This is a genomic window from Paenibacillus sp. N22P23 (assembly GCF_059383735.1).
Genome location: NZ_JBXENT010000001.1, coordinates 2181992 through 2198369, shown reverse-complemented (window position 1 = coordinate 2198369; position 16378 = coordinate 2181992). Strand labels below are relative to the sequence as shown.

The 16378-nt window shown below is 50.0% G+C and carries 10 protein-coding genes; 8 read left to right on the top strand and 2 right to left on the bottom strand.

Going from position 1 to position 16378, the window contains the following annotated elements; translation table 11 throughout:
* Positions 1-241: 241 nt before the first annotated feature.
* From AC506A_RS10245 to AC506A_RS10215, 7 genes are all read left to right on the top strand, one after another.
* Positions 242-3457 carry a chitobiase/beta-hexosaminidase C-terminal domain-containing protein gene (locus AC506A_RS10245; RefSeq protein WP_495460820.1) on the top strand — a complete coding sequence of 1072 codons (3216 nt, stop codon included), beginning with the start codon at positions 242-244 and terminating at the stop codon, positions 3455-3457.
* 178 nt (positions 3458-3635) lie between these two features.
* Positions 3636-5279 carry a glycoside hydrolase family 140 protein gene (locus AC506A_RS10240; RefSeq protein WP_495460819.1) on the top strand — a complete coding sequence of 548 codons (1644 nt, stop codon included), beginning with the start codon at positions 3636-3638 and terminating at the stop codon, positions 5277-5279.
* Entirely contained in the window at positions 5279-7807 is a 2529-nt protein-coding gene (locus AC506A_RS10235) for a glucosidase family protein (protein ID WP_495460818.1), read from the top strand. The genes AC506A_RS10240 and AC506A_RS10235 overlap by 1 nt, the downstream gene beginning before the upstream one ends.
* 170 nt (positions 7808-7977) lie before the next feature.
* Positions 7978-9282: a glycoside hydrolase family 140 protein gene (locus tag AC506A_RS10230; protein WP_495460817.1), complete on the top strand. Its 1305-nt coding sequence runs from the start codon at positions 7978-7980 to the stop codon at positions 9280-9282.
* Between the two features lie 51 nt (positions 9283-9333).
* Complete coding sequence (locus AC506A_RS10225) at positions 9334-11454, top strand: hypothetical protein (protein ID WP_495460816.1); 2121 nt, start codon at positions 9334-9336, stop codon at positions 11452-11454.
* A 431-nt stretch (positions 11455-11885) separates the two neighbouring features.
* Entirely contained in the window at positions 11886-12485 is a 600-nt protein-coding gene (locus AC506A_RS10220) for a TetR/AcrR family transcriptional regulator (RefSeq protein WP_495460815.1), read from the top strand.
* A 14-nt stretch (positions 12486-12499) separates the two neighbouring features.
* Positions 12500-12949 carry a DoxX family protein gene (locus AC506A_RS10215; protein WP_495460814.1) on the top strand — a complete coding sequence of 150 codons (450 nt, stop codon included), beginning with the start codon at positions 12500-12502 and terminating at the stop codon, positions 12947-12949.
* Here AC506A_RS10215 and AC506A_RS10210 read toward each other — a convergent pair whose 3' ends face one another.
* Positions 12950-13597, bottom strand: coding sequence for a cupin domain-containing protein (locus tag AC506A_RS10210; protein WP_495460813.1), 648 nt, complete (start codon positions 13595-13597; stop codon positions 12950-12952).
* A 318-nt stretch (positions 13598-13915) separates the two neighbouring features.
* On the opposite strand from AC506A_RS10210, the gene AC506A_RS10205 reads away from it, so the two are divergent.
* The gene (locus AC506A_RS10205) at positions 13916-14998 is read left to right on the top strand and encodes an AbrB family transcriptional regulator (protein ID WP_495460812.1); all 1083 of its coding nucleotides are present in this window, start codon (positions 13916-13918) and stop codon (positions 14996-14998) included.
* Positions 14999-15026: 28 nt separating this feature from the next.
* Here AC506A_RS10205 and AC506A_RS10200 read toward each other — a convergent pair whose 3' ends face one another.
* The gene (locus AC506A_RS10200; protein ID WP_495460811.1) at positions 15027-16220 is read right to left on the bottom strand and encodes an oxalate decarboxylase family bicupin; all 1194 of its coding nucleotides are present in this window, start codon (positions 16218-16220) and stop codon (positions 15027-15029) included.
* Between the last annotated feature and the right edge of the window lie 158 nt (positions 16221-16378).

Sequence of the window (16378 nt, the reverse complement as noted above, 5' to 3'; positions counted from 1 at the left end):
TCATTGTATTACTGAATTACATGCTTCACCGGGAGGGCTTTGGTTGTTTGAGTTAGACTATTGCCCTCCCGTCATTATAGTTAACTCTACCTAAAGGGGGTGACTAATGAACCTGCTTTCTATCGTTTTCCAGAAGAAGTAAGCGCTTCCGTGAGCTGCATTTGAGAACGTACAGTATTGTGGTAGTTTTACAATGCATGGCCAGTGAAGCATAACATCATTCGAGGGGGATTATGTACGTATGAACTTTTCAATGAAAAGCAGCAGCTTTCTTCGCAAAATGGTCTTATTAGCTATGACGGCAACGATGAGCCTTCCATTTATCTCACCGGCACAGCAAGTGGAAGCGGCAGGCGCAGTTTATTATGTAGGCGGAACGGGAGCTTCGGACAGCAATCCGGGTTCATCCTCGCAGCCTTTTGCAACAATTCAGAAAGCGTCGACGGTTGCAACAGCCGGCGATACGGTCAAGATCCGTACTGGTGTTTATCGCGAAACCATCACGCCGACGAATTCCGGTTCAGCCGGTAATCCCATTATTTATGAGCCGGACGGCGGCGCGGATGTTACGGTAAGCGGCGCCGACACGGCAGATGGCGGCTGGTCGGTACACAGCGGAAGTATTTACAAGAAAACCATTACAATGACTAACGGCTACAATGCCAATATGACGAACAATACGACACTGCTCGCGAACCAAGTGTTCGTGAACGGGCAAATGATGATCGAAGCCCGCTGGCCGAACCTGCCGGACTCCAATGATCTGTTCAACCGCAACGATTTCCGCAACGGTACCCTCGGCACATGGTCAACGACCGGCGCTCAGACCGTAAATGATTCGGGTATCCCAAGCATTAGCGGCGGCTGGGTAGGCGGCACGATGTGGGTCAATGGCTGGTTTATCTCGCAAACTCGCTCCATTACTGCACAAACGGGCACGCAGTTAACTGTTTCCGGCGGCATCATCGGCGGAGATGACAGACTTCGGAAGTACTATTACTTGACGGGGCGTCTTGGCGCGCTTGACGTTGCGAAGGAATTTTTCTACGATGGCACCCAGCTCTATCTGTGGGCACCGGGCGGAGGCAGCCCGGCGAACGTGGAAGTGAAGAAACGGAATTACGCGTTTGATCTGAGCGGCAAATCGTATATTACGATTCGGAATTTGAAATTGTTCGCGGCATCCATTACGAGCAATACGAGCAGTACGAACATCACGCTTGATGGGCTGAACGCCAAGTACATCAACCACGGCGTTACGATTACGGATTCGGACGTCACGTATACGCATACAGGGCAAGTCGTGACTGGGGTTGGCACGGGAATTCGTTTGATGGGTGCAAACAGCATTATTCAAAACAGCGAAATTGCATACAGCTCCAGCGTTGGTGTTGCGCTTGGCTCGAACACGACAGCCTATAACAATAAGATTCATGATATTGATTATGAGGGCACGTACGCAAGCGCAGTTATGCCTGTAGATGGCACGAATGGTCAAACGATTACGAATAATACCATCTATCGCACAGGCCGTGCGAGTATCGATTTCATGAACAGCCAGAATGTAAATGTCGGCTACAACGACATGTACAACTTTGGCATGCTGAATATGGACATGGGTGCGATCTACTCATCTAGAGATTATGTCACGGACGGCTTGCGCATCCACCACAACTGGATTCATGACTCCTCGGCTTTGTCGACGGGCGAAGGCATTCAAGTCGGCATTTATTTTGACCAAGGTTCAGGCTTGGCGCAGATCGATCATAACGTGCTGTGGAATAACGTAGTTGCGGATATTTATATTCAGCATACTTCCTCCGCCGACGTTCAGAAAATATTCAACAACACGTTAGCGACGTCAGGTTACGCATCCTATGTGACCTACTCGAACGAAGCGACGGATAATATGAAAAATAATATTTTCCGCGATGAAGTCATCAATTACAATCCGTCGACGACTTCGATCTTCCAAACAACCAACCCGCTGTTCGTAGGAAGCGGTACAGGCGGACTGCAATATCGCATCACGTCTTCGTCCCCAGCCAAAGACACAGGTGCGGTTATCTCCGGTGTAACAGACGGTTATGTGGGCACCGCGCCAGACATTGGTGCTTATGAGTACGGCGGCACGGATTGGGTTCCTGGTTATGTAGCACCGGCCGCAACGGTGGCAACGCCAACATTCAGTCCTGCGGCGGGAACGTATACTTCTGCGCAGTCGGTTACAATTGCGAGCTCTACTTCAGGAGCTGATATCCGGTACACGACCGATGGAAGCACGCCAAGCGCTTCTTCGACGTTGTACACAGGAGCCGTTAGCGTAGCATCTTCCCAGACCTTGAAAGCCATTGCTATTAAAGCGGGAATGACCAACTCAGCGGTAGCAACTGCTGCCTATACGATTAATTTACCGGGAACGACAACCGTTAACGACACCGTAACAGGCACTGGTCAAAATCAATTCGAGTATGTCGGTTCGTGGGGTTCCGGCGCGAGTACGGGAGCGTACATGAATGATGAGCACTACTCGGGGAACACGAACGACTACTATCAGTTCGATTTCACAGGAACGAAGGTAGAAGTATACGCCCAGAAGTATAATTCTTCCGGTATTGCCGCAGTTTCGATTGACGGTGGAGCGGAAACGAATATCGACCTTTACAATCCTACGCTTCAGCTTAATACGCTTATTTACACAAGTCCTACGCTAACTAGCGGCACGCATACCGTGAAGCTTCGCGTAACGGGAACGAAGAATGCAAGTTCGTCGAGCTACTGGCTCGTCGCAGACCGAATCGTCGTGACGGCTGGCGCAACGCCGGCAGCTACGCCGACATTTAGTCCAGCGGCAGGCACGTACAACGCTGCACAATCGGTTGTAATTTCAACGGCTACTTCAGGCGCTGATATTCGTTACACGACGAACGGCAGCACGCCGACAGCATCATCCACCTTGTATACCGGTCCGGTCTCCGTTTCGTCCAGCATGACGCTTAAGGCGATCGCGATCAAATCCGGCATGTCTGACTCGGCAGTCGCAAGTGCTGCGTATACGATCACGACAACGGTTAATGATTTTGTGACAGGTACAGGTCAGAATCAGTTCGAGTTCGTGGGCTCATGGGGTTCAGGTGCGAGCACAGGCGCTTACTTGGATGATGAGCACTACTCCGGCAATACGAACGATTACTATCAAGTGGACTTCACAGGAACGAAGGTAGAAGTGTATGGTCAGAAATACAACTCTTCGGGCATAGCTGCGATTTCCATCGACGGCGGTACTGAAACGATGGTGGATCTCTATAATGCGACATTGCTCAAGAACACGCTGATCTTCACCAGCCCGACCTTGTCGAGCGGCAGCCATACGGTTAAGATTCGCGTGACGGGAACGAAGAACGCAAGCTCTTCCTTCACGTGGGTAGTGGCGGACAGAGTCCTCATCACAACTTAAACCGTTCACCCCAAACAGTCAGCCGCTTGAAGCGGTTGGCTGTTTTTTCATTTCCAGATTGCAGCATAAGTCAGCCGTTTATTCACTATTTTCCTTGGTAGCGCTTGCACTAGAATGGAGTTGGCGAGAAGTACGCAAGTTTGGAAGTCGAATAGTTACATTTAAGGAGGTGACGGGCTTGAACCGTAAGGTGGAAACGCAAGTGTGGGAATGCGCAGAGCTGGTTTTCAAGGCAGCTGATACCTATGATAATCCATTCCTCGAAGTGGAGCTGCAGGCCGAGTTTGTCGGTCCTACGGGACAGAAGCTGCTGATTCCCGGCTTTTGGGATGGCGGTAATCTGTGGAAGGTCCGTTTTGCTCCGGTCTCAGCAGGAGAATGGCAGTTTACAACGATCTGCTCCGATCATTCGGACATCGGACTTCATGGCCAAACAGGCATCGTTTCGGCATCAGCTTGGCAAGAAGAAGAGGTACAGCATAATCCAAACCGACGGGGCTTCTTGCGCATTCATGAATCGGGCAGATGGTTCGAGTATGGGGACGGTACGCCGTTCTATTGGATGGGAGATACGTTATGGTCTGCGCACACCCTGCGCTGCGACTTGAAGAAAGCGCTTCCGACTTACTTGGAAGACCGAAGAAAGAAAGGCTTCAATGTAATCCAGCTGGTTGTCGGCCATCCAACGGCAGACCAATTCGGCGAAGAAACGGCCAGTTATGTCAAGTATGACCCGGAGTATTTCCTCAATGAAGGCGGAGCGCCATATCTGGAGCGGTATTCCCTTATTAATCCCGCCTACTTCAGTCATTTGGATCTGCGTATTCGCCTCATGCTGAACATGGGATTCGTACCTTGTCTGATGGCCATGTGGGGCCAAGATTTGCAAGGCATTAAAGTTGAAGGCGCTAAGCGATATCTCCGTTATCTCATCACTCGATATGCCGCGTTCAACGTCATGTGGTCACCGGCAGGTGAATATCTATTCACGGACGATGTAGAAGGATGGCGCGAGCTGGGACAGGAAATTCACCGCTGCGATCCATACGGTCATCCGACCTCCGTACATTCCGTCGCCCCGCACAGCGGAAGCCGGCATTATCATGGGGAAGATTGGTACGATTTCAATCTCATCCAGGTCGGGCATGTGCTCGGTTTCAAGAACTTCATAGAGATGCTTCCCTATCTCGATTATCAGCTTCAGCCGCCCAAGCCGTCTATTATGAGCGAGTCGTGGTATGAGAATCATCCCAATTGTGTCTTGGACGACGGAATTCGCATTAACGATAAGCATATTCGCTTTGCCACTTACGTTCCACTGCTGCAGGGCTGTATCGGGCAGACGTATGGAGCACATGGGATTTGGTCCTTATATAACGGGGAGCAGAAGGATAAATGGACGGATCAGATGCGTCCGGATTTGTGGAAAGAAGATTTAAACCTGCCCGGCTCCGGACAGATGAAGCATGTGCGCGATCTCATGGAAACGGTTAATTGGTGGGAGCTTGAGCCTCATCCGGAGTGGGTCAGTACGGTAGCGGAAAGCAATGTGTATTGCGCAGCCATTCTTAGGCAGCACTACATTATCTATAGTACAGGCGGTCAAGCTGCAGTGCCGGTCCTCGTTATGATTATGGGTGCAAAGAAAGACGGCGAAACTTACGCGGGGCAATGGATGAATCCTCGTACGGGTGAATCGCATGCGGTTACGGACTTCCAGTATCACGGCTATGGCAGCGGGATGATGTGGAGAACGTTCACGCCGGATCAAGAGGATTGGATTCTGAGCATAAAACGAGTACAAGAGGAGACTGGACGATAATGAAGACTTTTACAGTGAACAAAGGCGTAATAGAAAGCGAGAAAGGGATTCCGGAATCGCCGAGATGGTTCTCGGACAGCCGGTTGAATTTTCAAATTGACGAGAATGCCGTCACCCAAGTGAATTATCATAATCCGCTAGCAGTGCGCGGGTGCAATACCGTATTTCTGCAGCGATTATGGGATGGGTTTAGGCATTTCGTCGAGATTGACGGCGTAACGCATAAGCTCCCTTATACGAATTCGAAGCTATGGCCGTTCGGCGTCGAATCGGAGTGTGAGGTTCATGGTGTGAAGCTCAAGCACCGCATGTTGGCGGTGGAGGAGTCTATCGTATTCCAAGTGACGACACCTCAGGAGCTTCCGCTTTCTTTGCGATACAAAATGGAGTTCTACAAAGATTTCGCTTTAATCCCGGCAGATTCGCAAGATTTCCGTTTCAGCGCCGGCGGCACAAGTCGTGAATGGCAGGAATGGTCCTATGATGAAGCAAACAGTCTGCTGCACGGCTCTTTTATGGAGATTCAGAACGAACGGGAAGCAGGCCATCCCGATGATATCAATATTAATAATCCGGATGTGAGCAAATTTGATCGTGAAGAGCCTGTTCCGCTTTTTATTAGCATTGGTGCGGATTTCCCGATTGGATACTCGAAACGACCGTTGAATTCGAAGTATATCCTCTCTGGCAGCAAGCCTTTGGAACCAAACCGGACTTATAGTTTTATGATCACGTTTGATTGTGAGAAAGAAGCGCTGCTGAATAAAGCCTATGAGATGTCATCTGCTATCGATGAAGCCGTGTCGAAGCAGTTTGCACGTTACGAACGTATCCGGGAGCGTTCGCCAATTCTTAACAGCCCGTATGAAGCCTTAAATAACTTCATGAGTCTAATCCCGCTGTATCACGAATCCTGCAAAGTTACCGACGTTCCGGGTGCGATTAAAGCGAAAAACAAGCAGTACTGGGTATGGGGCTGGGACGGCATTACGAGCAATTACGCTACGCTATATTGGGGCGATCAATCGTTTATCGGCGATATGCTTCGCTTCTACGAGGAGACGGCAGATTCAGAGTGGGGCGTTGCGCACAGCTATCGCCATGACATGACCTTGAACAGTGTCAGCGCACTTCCTGCGCAGAGTATGTATATCTCGCTGCTTCAGCAGTATTATGCGACAACGGGGAATAAGCAAGAAGTGCTGGAACGATATGATTTTGTGAAACGGATATTCAACCTTATTCTGACGCGGGAAGTACAAGGCACAGGTTTTTGCGAAGGGGCTTCATTGTTCCCGGATTTTCCGGCGTTCATGCATGAAACGGGTACGAGCGATATTAGCAGTCTGAACAACACGATCTTCTATTCTGCTGCTCGTTCGATGGAATATTTGGCCGATCTCGTAGGTGATCAGGAAACGAAGGAACGGGCAAAAGCCGTCTTCACCGGTATAGAGAAGAACTTCCTGCCGCTGTTCTATGACGAAGAGAAGCAGTTTGTGGTGAGCTCCATTGATTCCAAGACGCTGCAGAAGCGGAATTCTTTCAACTCCAATGCGGTCAAATGGGAGAGCCATTATTTAAGTGATTTGATGGATCCGATGAATGCGGGAGCCCTCGAATTCTTTGAGAAGAATATCGTCTGCAAAGCAGGCTTGCGTGAGATTCCGGTCTGGTCGGATGCCTTTGATATGGATGCTAACCAGCTGCACTGCTGGTGGCCGGTAACCGGCGAATACTTCATGCAGCTGATCAATGACGGCAATCGTCCCGATCTCATCGAGCAATGGATTGGCTGGGTGAGCTATTGGACCGGGAAGCTGACGTGCCCGGAAGGCATCTCTTGTTATATCGATACGGCGGAGCCGGACGTGGACCGTTGGAATACGGAGAATGGGACATGGCATGCCTATTCCATGAGAGGTTGGTATCAAGCAGCTATTCATGGCGTAGTCGGCGTTTCCATGGAAGCGGGGGGCTTAACCTTCCATCCGTATGCGGGGGAAGAGATGACGTTGGAAGGTTTCTATTACGGGGAACAACGCTTCGATATCGAAATGATCGGTTCCGGACCGTACATTCAATCCATCGAGGTGGATGGTCAGTTGCTGGCAGCGACCAATAAGCTGCCTGTTGATATCGCGGGGGAGAAAGCGAGTACAAGTTCAAGTACAAGTACGAGTACAAGTTCAAGTACAAGTACGAGTACAAGTTCAAGTACAAGTACAAGTACAAGTATGAGTACAACCTCAACGATTAAAGTACACCGGGTTCAAACGAACCCATACCCGATTACGATTCAGAAAGCATTTGGTGTTGAGCTGTCGAATTATTCTTATGTGGACGGCATCATCCGTGCGCAGATACAAGGTGCGGGAACGAGCAGACTGAAGCTGATCGCTCAGCGGGAGCCTGTTGTCACAATCGGAGGCAAGAGCGTGAACGTACAATATGATGCTGCGGCAGGGAAAGCAACTGTGGAAATTGATTTGATAGTCGGGCAATGCGAGGCAGTAGTTATTCAATAATAACGAGTGTTGAAGGTGTGGCGAATAAAGAGTAGCTCTTGGAGCAACACATTCGCCGAAAAGTGGCGGAATGTGCTGAAGAGTAGCTCCAGGAGCAACACAAGAAGCTCACCCAGAGATCTACTTGGCAGCAAAAGCAGCGAAAATCGTGCAAGAGGAGGTGTATGCCAATGGGAATCAAGGGGTATTTGCGAGTTGCAGCTAATCAGCGGAGCTTTCAAGAAAGTGATGGGAACCCAGTATTCTGGTTAGGCGATACGGCATGGTCTTGTCCGGCCCGAGCTGCCTGGGAGGAATGGGTGGACTATGTGGATACCAGGTCCGCGCAAGGCTTCAACGCGATTCAGCTCAATTCACTGCCCCAGCATGATGCTTATCAGCCTATATTTCGTGAAGGCCGCAAACCGTTTGCTCTGTTAAATGAAGAAAGTGCAGATGGCCGAATCTACAACTGGGATTATGATGCCATTCAAGAGGATTACTTCGACCTACTGAAGAGGATGATCGCATATGCCAACGGCAAAGGGATGGTAATCGCGCTCATCGTGCTGTGGTTTGAGCATGTACCGCATTCGCGGCTTGATGTCATCCCCGTTCATCCAGGCATGACGGTACAGCAGGCGATTCGCTACGGAACATATTTAATAGAGAAGATGGAAGAGTTGAATGTTGTTTGGGTCGTTAGCGGAGACGATGAATTTAAGGGAGAAGGCGTTGCAGCTTTCTATAACGAGGTCGGCATTGCGATGAAGGAAGCCGAGCCATATGGACGACTGATCACGACTCATCCGGTGCATAAATCAGGCGATACCTACCATGATGCGAGCTGGCTTGATTTCAATATGGTGCAAAGTGGTCATGGCTTAAATCAGGAGTATAATCTGGGCTTTATCCGTGAGGAATGGGATAAGCAGCCGCCTAAGCCGGTGCTCAATGCAGAACCATGTTATGAGCATCATCCTAGGAGTGGACGGGAAAGGCGATTCGACCGATACGGTGTTCGACGGGCCGGGTGGCGGAGTGTGCTGGAGGGCTCGTTAACAGGCATCACCTATGGTGCGTATTGGATTTGGAATTGGGCGAAGAGCGGCGAAGCTCCGCTTAACGGAACACCTTCGCAATACAGCTGGAGAGATGCGTTAGAGCTGCCCGGCGCCTATGATTTGGTCCGCATGATGCAGCTGCTAACCGCTTTGCCGTGGTTCGACCTCCAGCCTTCGCCTGAGAAATTGCGCAGTGAACAACCGTTCACGGTGTCGGTTGCATGTACGGCGGATGGCTGTCTGCTGCTGGCTTATTTGCCGGAAAGATGCGAGATTCGTCTGGATATAAGCGGGACAAATATGAACGGGAAGTCGGCAGTTTGGTGGAACCCTGAGAACGGAGAACGTAATGCGGCAATTGGTCAGTTTAAAGGCAACGAATTCGTCGGAAGTTCGCCATTCGAGAAAGACGGGCTTCTAATCATTAATTGATACATTTCACGCGGGAGCGGCTAGTGCTGCTGATAAGAAGGAGAAGGTTATATGTACTCGGCACCTATAATGTTATTGCTGGATACCAGCATGACGATTGATCATCCTCGCATTCGGCAGGCAGTTTCTGATATTAACGACAAGGGCTTCGATACGGTTTGTGTGGAGTTCCGCAACAATATCTATGATGAATATGATCCGCAGGGCAAGGCGGCGGTTCAAGTGGTTTCAGAGGAATGCACGAAGCTAGGCTTGCAATTTCTTATGATTATGCCAATGCTCGGTCCAAACATCGTCAAGGAACATCCGGAAGCACGTCAATCTTGGGCAGTAGAGCATACCGGTCAAGTCATCAATAACCGCTTCTCCATATCCATAAAACGCGTGCATAATGTCGGATTCGTGAATACCGATCCCAGAGTCCGCGGAATTGCCAAAGCGTTTCACATCGTCAGAGATGGCCGAACAATTCTAGAAGCCGTCGACATTACCGACCGGATTACGCACGCCATTGACATGAACATCGAGACGACTCTCTCCGGCACCTTTGAGCAGGATGGGGAAATTCTCGTGTATGCGAGATATGATACCGACTATATGGATTTTGCATATAACGACATGCATAAATCCGTAGATTCGTTCTTGGACCAGTATGAGGGTTTGCCGCTGGATGGCTATGCCATTGATGAATTCGGAGCAGGCAGCAGATCGAGCGACGATGTGTATTTTGTAGGCGGCCATTTTCTTGCAGCGTTCAAAGCCAAATACGGCTACGATTTGCTGGACCGGATCTACCTGTTGAAGAATGAAGCGATCGATGTTAGTGCGGCGGGCAAAGTGAGATTCGATTACTATCAATTGACGATGGACCTCACCTATGGCTTACAGAAGTATGTAAAGGATCGCTATACGGAGCGCTTCGGCGAGGAATTGTTCGGCGGCTTTCACAGCACGTGGTGGGGGGAAGGCAATTCAGGCGACCTATGGGCCGGAAATATCGACTATTTCAGGCTGACCGACAATTTGAGCGGCGGATTTGTCGATTCGCAATTTGATGCCGAGCGAACGATGGTGTCGATGACGATGCTTGCCGAATCGCTTGCCAAATATTCTTCGAGCGGCAATGCCTATAATATGTGCTGGGATCGGAACACGACGAAAGAGAAACTGGATTATTACCAGCGGCTGTTAGCTGTACGCAATGTGAGATGGGTTGGTCATGCTTATGGATATGTCGGTCCATTTGGCCCAGGATATCCCGATCACAGCACGTGGGAGGATACGAAGGTTTGCCTGGAGAGACAGAAAACCTTCCAGCAATTCATTGGCAAGGCAGTAAGCAGACCTAAGCTGGCGATGATGTATGTTTGGGAATCGGTAGCTTTCTTCAACAATGAATACATGCATTACCACAGGCTCAGTCTGAAGGCCGTTCTCGATAAAATGATGCAGCAGCACTACGAAATCGATCTCATTCCGACGAGTGAATCGGATTTGGAGCGGTATGAAACGTTAATCGTATTATGGCCTTCGATGATGCCGGAGGCTGCATGGCAATCGATTCAAAGCTATGCAGCTTCAGGCAGAAAAGTGATCATCATTGGACCACCGGCGCAGTGTACGGTGGAGGGCAGAGATATTCGCAGTGAATTTGAGCAGTTAACCGGGGCGCAAAGCGGAAACGCGCTTGTTGGCAAGCTATACGAAGGCGAGTATGAATACGTGGAATGGGATATCTGGTTCGCCAAATCCAAAATCGATATGCAAGCCTTCCCGCTAACGTTATTAGATGGCGAAACGAGACTGATTCACGATGGTGATATCATAGGGGTCAGCAAATCGAATGTGGAATACTTCTCGTTTGAAATGCCGCTCACACCGTATTTTGAAACCTTATTGGCAACACTTACGCATGTGCGTGAGCTGGATCTTCCACCGGATACAGTCAGTAAAGTATCCTATGATGGAGACATAGCTTTCCTATCGATAACCGGACGATGGGAGGCGCGAATCAACTGCAGCTTTACCTTTAGAGGGAATACGATCGCGATTACAAATGGCATCTTAGTTGGAATTCGTTTGGATGGGAATCGTGTTGTGGAGATCATAAGTGATCCAGAATGTACAATTGAAGTGAATGGAAGCAAGAGGGAATTTGTTACGATTGGGTAGCAGTTGCAGCTGAGAAGGCCAATGCCACTGCATTTAGCCCAAAGTAGCACACCAGGAGATCTACATCGAGCGAAATAACAGCATTTAGCCCAAAGAAGCACACCAGGAGAGCTACATCGAGCGAAATAACAGCAATTAGCCCAAAGAAGCACACCAGGAGAGCTACATCGAGCGAAATAACAGCAATTAGCCCAAAGAAGCACACCAGGAGATCTACATCGAGCGAATTAACAGCATTTAGCCCAAAGAAGCACACCAGGAGAGCTACAACCAAATTCCCTCAGCGTAAGAATTAAGAAAAAGAGGCCAAGCAACTTAAAATTGAGGCTTGGCCTCCCTATTCACCTATTTACAAACCGATGGTCGGTTTGTATAATAAAGGCAACAGCCAACAAATGGCAACTAAAATAACGAGGAGGGAGGGACACAAGATGAAGCAGGGAGAACGCAGGGAGCAAACCATACGCTTATTGCTGGACGCAACCAAATCTCTTGTTCGAGAGAAGGGCTGCTCGTCGTTAACGCTGAAGGACATCATGGAGCGGTCGGAGCTTTCGAAAGGAGCAATCTTTCATTATGTGAAGAGCAAGGATGAATTGTTCGCCTGGGTGCTGCTGGAGCGGCTTGAAGAAACAAACAGCCGATTTATGAGCGAAGTGGGGAGAAAAGGCGGCGAGTTTGAAGGCCCGATGGGGAGCATAGCAGGCCGCTTGGACAGCTTGGAAGAAGCGGATGACGTCACGAACAAGGTGTTTGTTTATTTGCTTGGTAAGGAAGAGGAGCCTGCAGTAGCCAAGGCACTGAATGAATTCTATGAGCGGTCGGTTCAACTGTCTCGAAGCTGGATTACCGCAGGTCAGCAGCATGGCGTAATCCCGGCTGCAATTGATGCGGATCGTACGGCGGAGCTATTCGTCTTGATCTCGTTTGGACTGCGAGTTCGCTCTTCATTCTCCATCGTAAGCGGTCATTTCACAGCTGCACAATTCGCTCAGTTTATTGCCGGCATGCTTAAACCGAATCCAAACTAGGAGGAATGTGTAGTATGGCACCTTTTATCGTCTTGGCAGGTTCATGGTTGTTGTTTCGCGTCTTCGGATGGGTAGGCATGTCTTACTTTGACGGCTGGCAGACGCCGCTTCAAGCAGCGGTTGCCCTTATGCTGCTGCTCACCGCATCGGCCCACTGGGGGAGCAGGCGGCCGGATCTGATCCGGATGGTCCCGCCATCCTTGCCGAAACGCGAATGGATCGTGAGCGCAACCGGGTGGCTGGAGCTTGCCGGAGCGGCAGCCATTCTTATTCCTCTCGCCGCTCCTGTCGCTTCGATCTGTTTATCGCTGCTCTTAACGGCGATGTTCCCAGCGAATGTGCGCGCGGCACGGGAGAAGCTCACCATCGGCGGCAAACCCGTGCCGGGACTCCTGATCCGAACAGTGCTCCAGCTTGTTTTTATCGCGGCAGTTCTGCTTGCCTCGCCAACTATTCAGCTCTAACTAATACTGATTCCATCCGTTACCGATGACAGAGCGCTTGGGATAAGAATAGCCGGTTACAGGTATACTTGGGGCCGCCGCTGCCACGCCTTGCACCATTTGTCCTGCTGTGTTGCACGTATTTGGCGGGCCAATAAATACGGTTTGCGTAATTGGCGCTACGGTTTCCTTCACCATCGCTTCATTGAGACAATAAGCACGCGCGAGAACAGCCGGTGGAGTCAGACGCAGCAGATCAGAGCCTCCGATGAATTGAGGAACAGGAGCGTCGAATATGGCTAATACATGGGTATTATCCATCGTTGCGATTTCGTAATGCCACCAACCCTGCGGAATATTGACCACCTGTCCCGGCTGGCTGATCGGGAAGTTAAGCAGCTCATTCGTAAAAGGGTTGATTAACGAGACAACCATTGCACCGGAAATTAAGTACACGAGTTCGGCCGCGTTCTGATGATAGTGTGGCTCGACAATATTTCCTTTGCTCATGAAGATATCCAGCAGCGAAACATCGACGAGCGTATTCAGCTGTTGATTGGATAACGTATTAATGTAGTTGCGTGCATCTTTCCTGAACGTAGTATTGTTGTTGAGATTATACGTGAATTGAACCGACGGAGACGTGTAGTCCATGTATGAAACCGTCATAGCACTCCCTGCTTTCCTTGTTTAATAGGCATTTGGCATGGGATATGTTATGTCGATTGTGGCGAGAACGTGTTTCCGTTTTTTTAGAAGGCATCGTCTTGCTAGTGGTCGAACAAACACGCCTAAATAGGTGTCAGGCTGCCCGAGAAAGTCTCGGGCGGCCATTTTTTTTCGAACAGCGTTATAATAGTAAAATCCCAACTCGCACTCTTCATCTTACACGCCGCATTTCTATTGGGCCAGAGATGTATTTTTTGCGTTAAAGGTGAAGTCGTTGTATGGTAAAAAGATGTTAGAAGAGCAGGAAGGTGTAAGTAAATGTGGAGTACGCTGCTGACGGCACTGATCGGGGGATTCGCATTTAAGCTGATGCATGCTCCGATCCCGTGGCTGCTCGGACCGATGATTGCGGTGTTGATTGGATCTAATCTGCTAGGCAGAACGTATAAGTGGCCGATGCAAGCGAGAAATGCCGGCATGATCATCGTTGGGTATACGATCGGTCTGTCGATGACGGCAGAAGCACTGAGGGAGATATCCTATCAGCTTCCATCCATGATGCTGATGATCGTGTTATTATTGCTATTTTGTACGGGAATGGCTTATCTCGTCTCGAAACTATCGCATACGGATTTCAAAACGGCGCTGCTCGGCAGCATCCCCGGCGGATTAACGCAGGTCCTTGCACTTGCCGAAGAGACCGAAGGGGTTAATCTGACGATCGTAACCGTGACGCAGGTCATCCGGCTGATGCTGATCATTATTTGTGTGCCGCTTCTCATATTTAATCCGTTCTTCGGCCAAGCGCATGCGGATGGAGCAGCAGCAGTATCGCAGTCTATAGCAACAGCAACCGCTGATTGGGGCAGCTTGTTTCCGAATATTCTACTCTTCGCGCCAGTCAGCATAGCTTGCGCAGTGTTTGGCAACAGAGTGAACTTTCCTACCGCCTATCTGCTCGGACCAGCACTTGGAACGGCGATCCTGCAGCTCAGCGGAATGCATGGTCCGGCTCTGCCATCACTCCTTATTGATGCGGCTCAGTTCATGATCGGTACCTATGTAGGGCTGCTCTTGAAACCGCAGCAGCTGCCGAATAAACTGAGGACGATATCGCTCGCACTCGGGAGCGGCATACTGCTGATTCTAGGCGCCTCAGTATTCGGATTTGTGCTGACGAAGCTGCATCCGATCTCCATGCCTACAGCACTGCTAAGTCTCGCGCCGGGAGGCATGGATCAGATGGGCATCATCGCACATGAAATTCAGGCAGATTTGTCGATGGTGGCAGGCTATCAGCTGTTTCGCACGTTCTTTATTTTCTTCGCCGTTCCGCCGCTGCTTCGGATGATGTTCAATTACAGCTTAAAGAAACGAAAGAAGCAGGAAGCAGGGTCATAATGGGCTCAGTTGCTCTTACTCGAGAACGTTATTTGGGGTAGTACGTGAAGCCTGGGAATTTAACGACAGCCTGTTCTTCTTTACGCAGCGCATCGAGCACCGTAGGACCGACGTTCAAATTGCGCGCTACGAGGTTCCGAGGCGTCAGTGCCATCCATTGATTTAAGGAAATGTCTTCAAAGTGATCGCTCTTGAATATTTCAAGAAACCATAGCGATTGGCTGCCTGTGTTCTGAATATAATGACCGTTGGCAAAAGGGACATAGCCGACATCACCCGCTCTATAATCAAATGTCCGCGCCGCACCGTTTCCGGTAAATACCGTCATTCTTCCCTGCCCGGTCAGATAATACTGCCACTCATCATTGTTAGGATGCCAGTGCAGCTCCCGCATGCCGCCGGGTTCAATTTCGACAAGTGCGGCAGCTACTGTTCGTGATATCGGGAAGTTGGTGGAGTCTACGATTCTGACATTTCCTCCCGAAGATTTGACCGGCGTTTGGGCGAGTAAGCTGTGCTTGAAAGTTAGGGGCACAGTTCCATACGGCGATTGGATTTCCTGCTCCGCAATCGTTCCGGGAATACTATCTTGGAAGATATACACCTGATCATTCGGAATGGCGTCAAAAGCGCTTGGCGGCACGCCGAAATTGGCGGATAACACGTCTTTGGGCGTATGGGCAAACCAGTCGGAGATGGAGAGGGTATTCAAATCAGAGAAAGCCCCGTCATCGAAGACGAGCAGAAATTCACAGCCTTCCTCTAACCCTTGAATGGAATGCGGCAAACCTGCCGGAAAATACCACAGGTCTCCTGGACCGACATCCGCAATAAAATTGCGCCCTTGCCAGTCCATGGACGTAATGCGCGCGCAGCCTCGAATCATGTAGGACCATTCTGCCTGCTGATGCCAATGAAGCTCGCGAACGCCTCCCGGCGTCAGGCTCATATTCACGCCGGCGAGCGTTGTTGCAATGGGCAGATCCCGTACTGTAATTTCACGTGACCAGCCGCCATGATTGAGCTGCATATGGGTATCGGAGAACGACATTTTCAAATTCGGCACCAAGCCTGCATCCGTTGAAGGAGGCACTAGCATATCCGGATTCTCCATATCTCTCAAAATATCGCGAGGGCCTAAATCAAGACCTCCCGCACCGTCGCTTCTGATCGGCTGCGGAATGTGAAATGGCTTCCTATCGTCGGGGGTAGGATTGGTCATTAACGCGATTCCTCCTCTTATACTTCTTATTACGTCCCCTATAAGTATGAACGACAGCCTGGCTAGAAGACCAATTTCACCCCCTTCCATGACAGGATTCCCTGTTATCAGCCTACCTGCGGAGGTATCATTAGACATGTCTTTCCGTAGAAATGGAA

Excerpts from the sequence above, each read along its gene's own strand:
- AC506A_RS10245 (WP_495460820.1), top strand. The coding sequence starts at position 242 with ATGAACTTTTCAATGAAAAGCAGCAGCTTTCTTCGCAAAATGGTCTTA.
- AC506A_RS10235 (WP_495460818.1), top strand. The coding sequence starts at position 5,279 with ATGAAGACTTTTACAGTGAACAAAGGCGTAATAGAAAGCGAGAAAGGG.
- AC506A_RS10230 (WP_495460817.1), top strand. The coding sequence starts at position 7,978 with ATGGGAATCAAGGGGTATTTGCGAGTTGCAGCTAATCAGCGGAGCTTT.
- AC506A_RS10225 (WP_495460816.1), top strand. The coding sequence starts at position 9,334 with ATGTACTCGGCACCTATAATGTTATTGCTGGATACCAGCATGACGATT.
- AC506A_RS10220 (WP_495460815.1), top strand. The coding sequence starts at position 11,886 with ATGAAGCAGGGAGAACGCAGGGAGCAAACCATACGCTTATTGCTGGAC.
- AC506A_RS10215 (WP_495460814.1), top strand. The coding sequence starts at position 12,500 with ATGGCACCTTTTATCGTCTTGGCAGGTTCATGGTTGTTGTTTCGCGTC.
- AC506A_RS10210 (WP_495460813.1), bottom strand. The coding sequence starts at position 13,597 with ATGACGGTTTCATACATGGACTACACGTCTCCGTCGGTTCAATTCACG.
- AC506A_RS10205 (WP_495460812.1), top strand. The coding sequence starts at position 13,916 with ATGTGGAGTACGCTGCTGACGGCACTGATCGGGGGATTCGCATTTAAG.
- AC506A_RS10200 (WP_495460811.1), bottom strand. The coding sequence starts at position 16,220 with ATGACCAATCCTACCCCCGACGATAGGAAGCCATTTCACATTCCGCAG.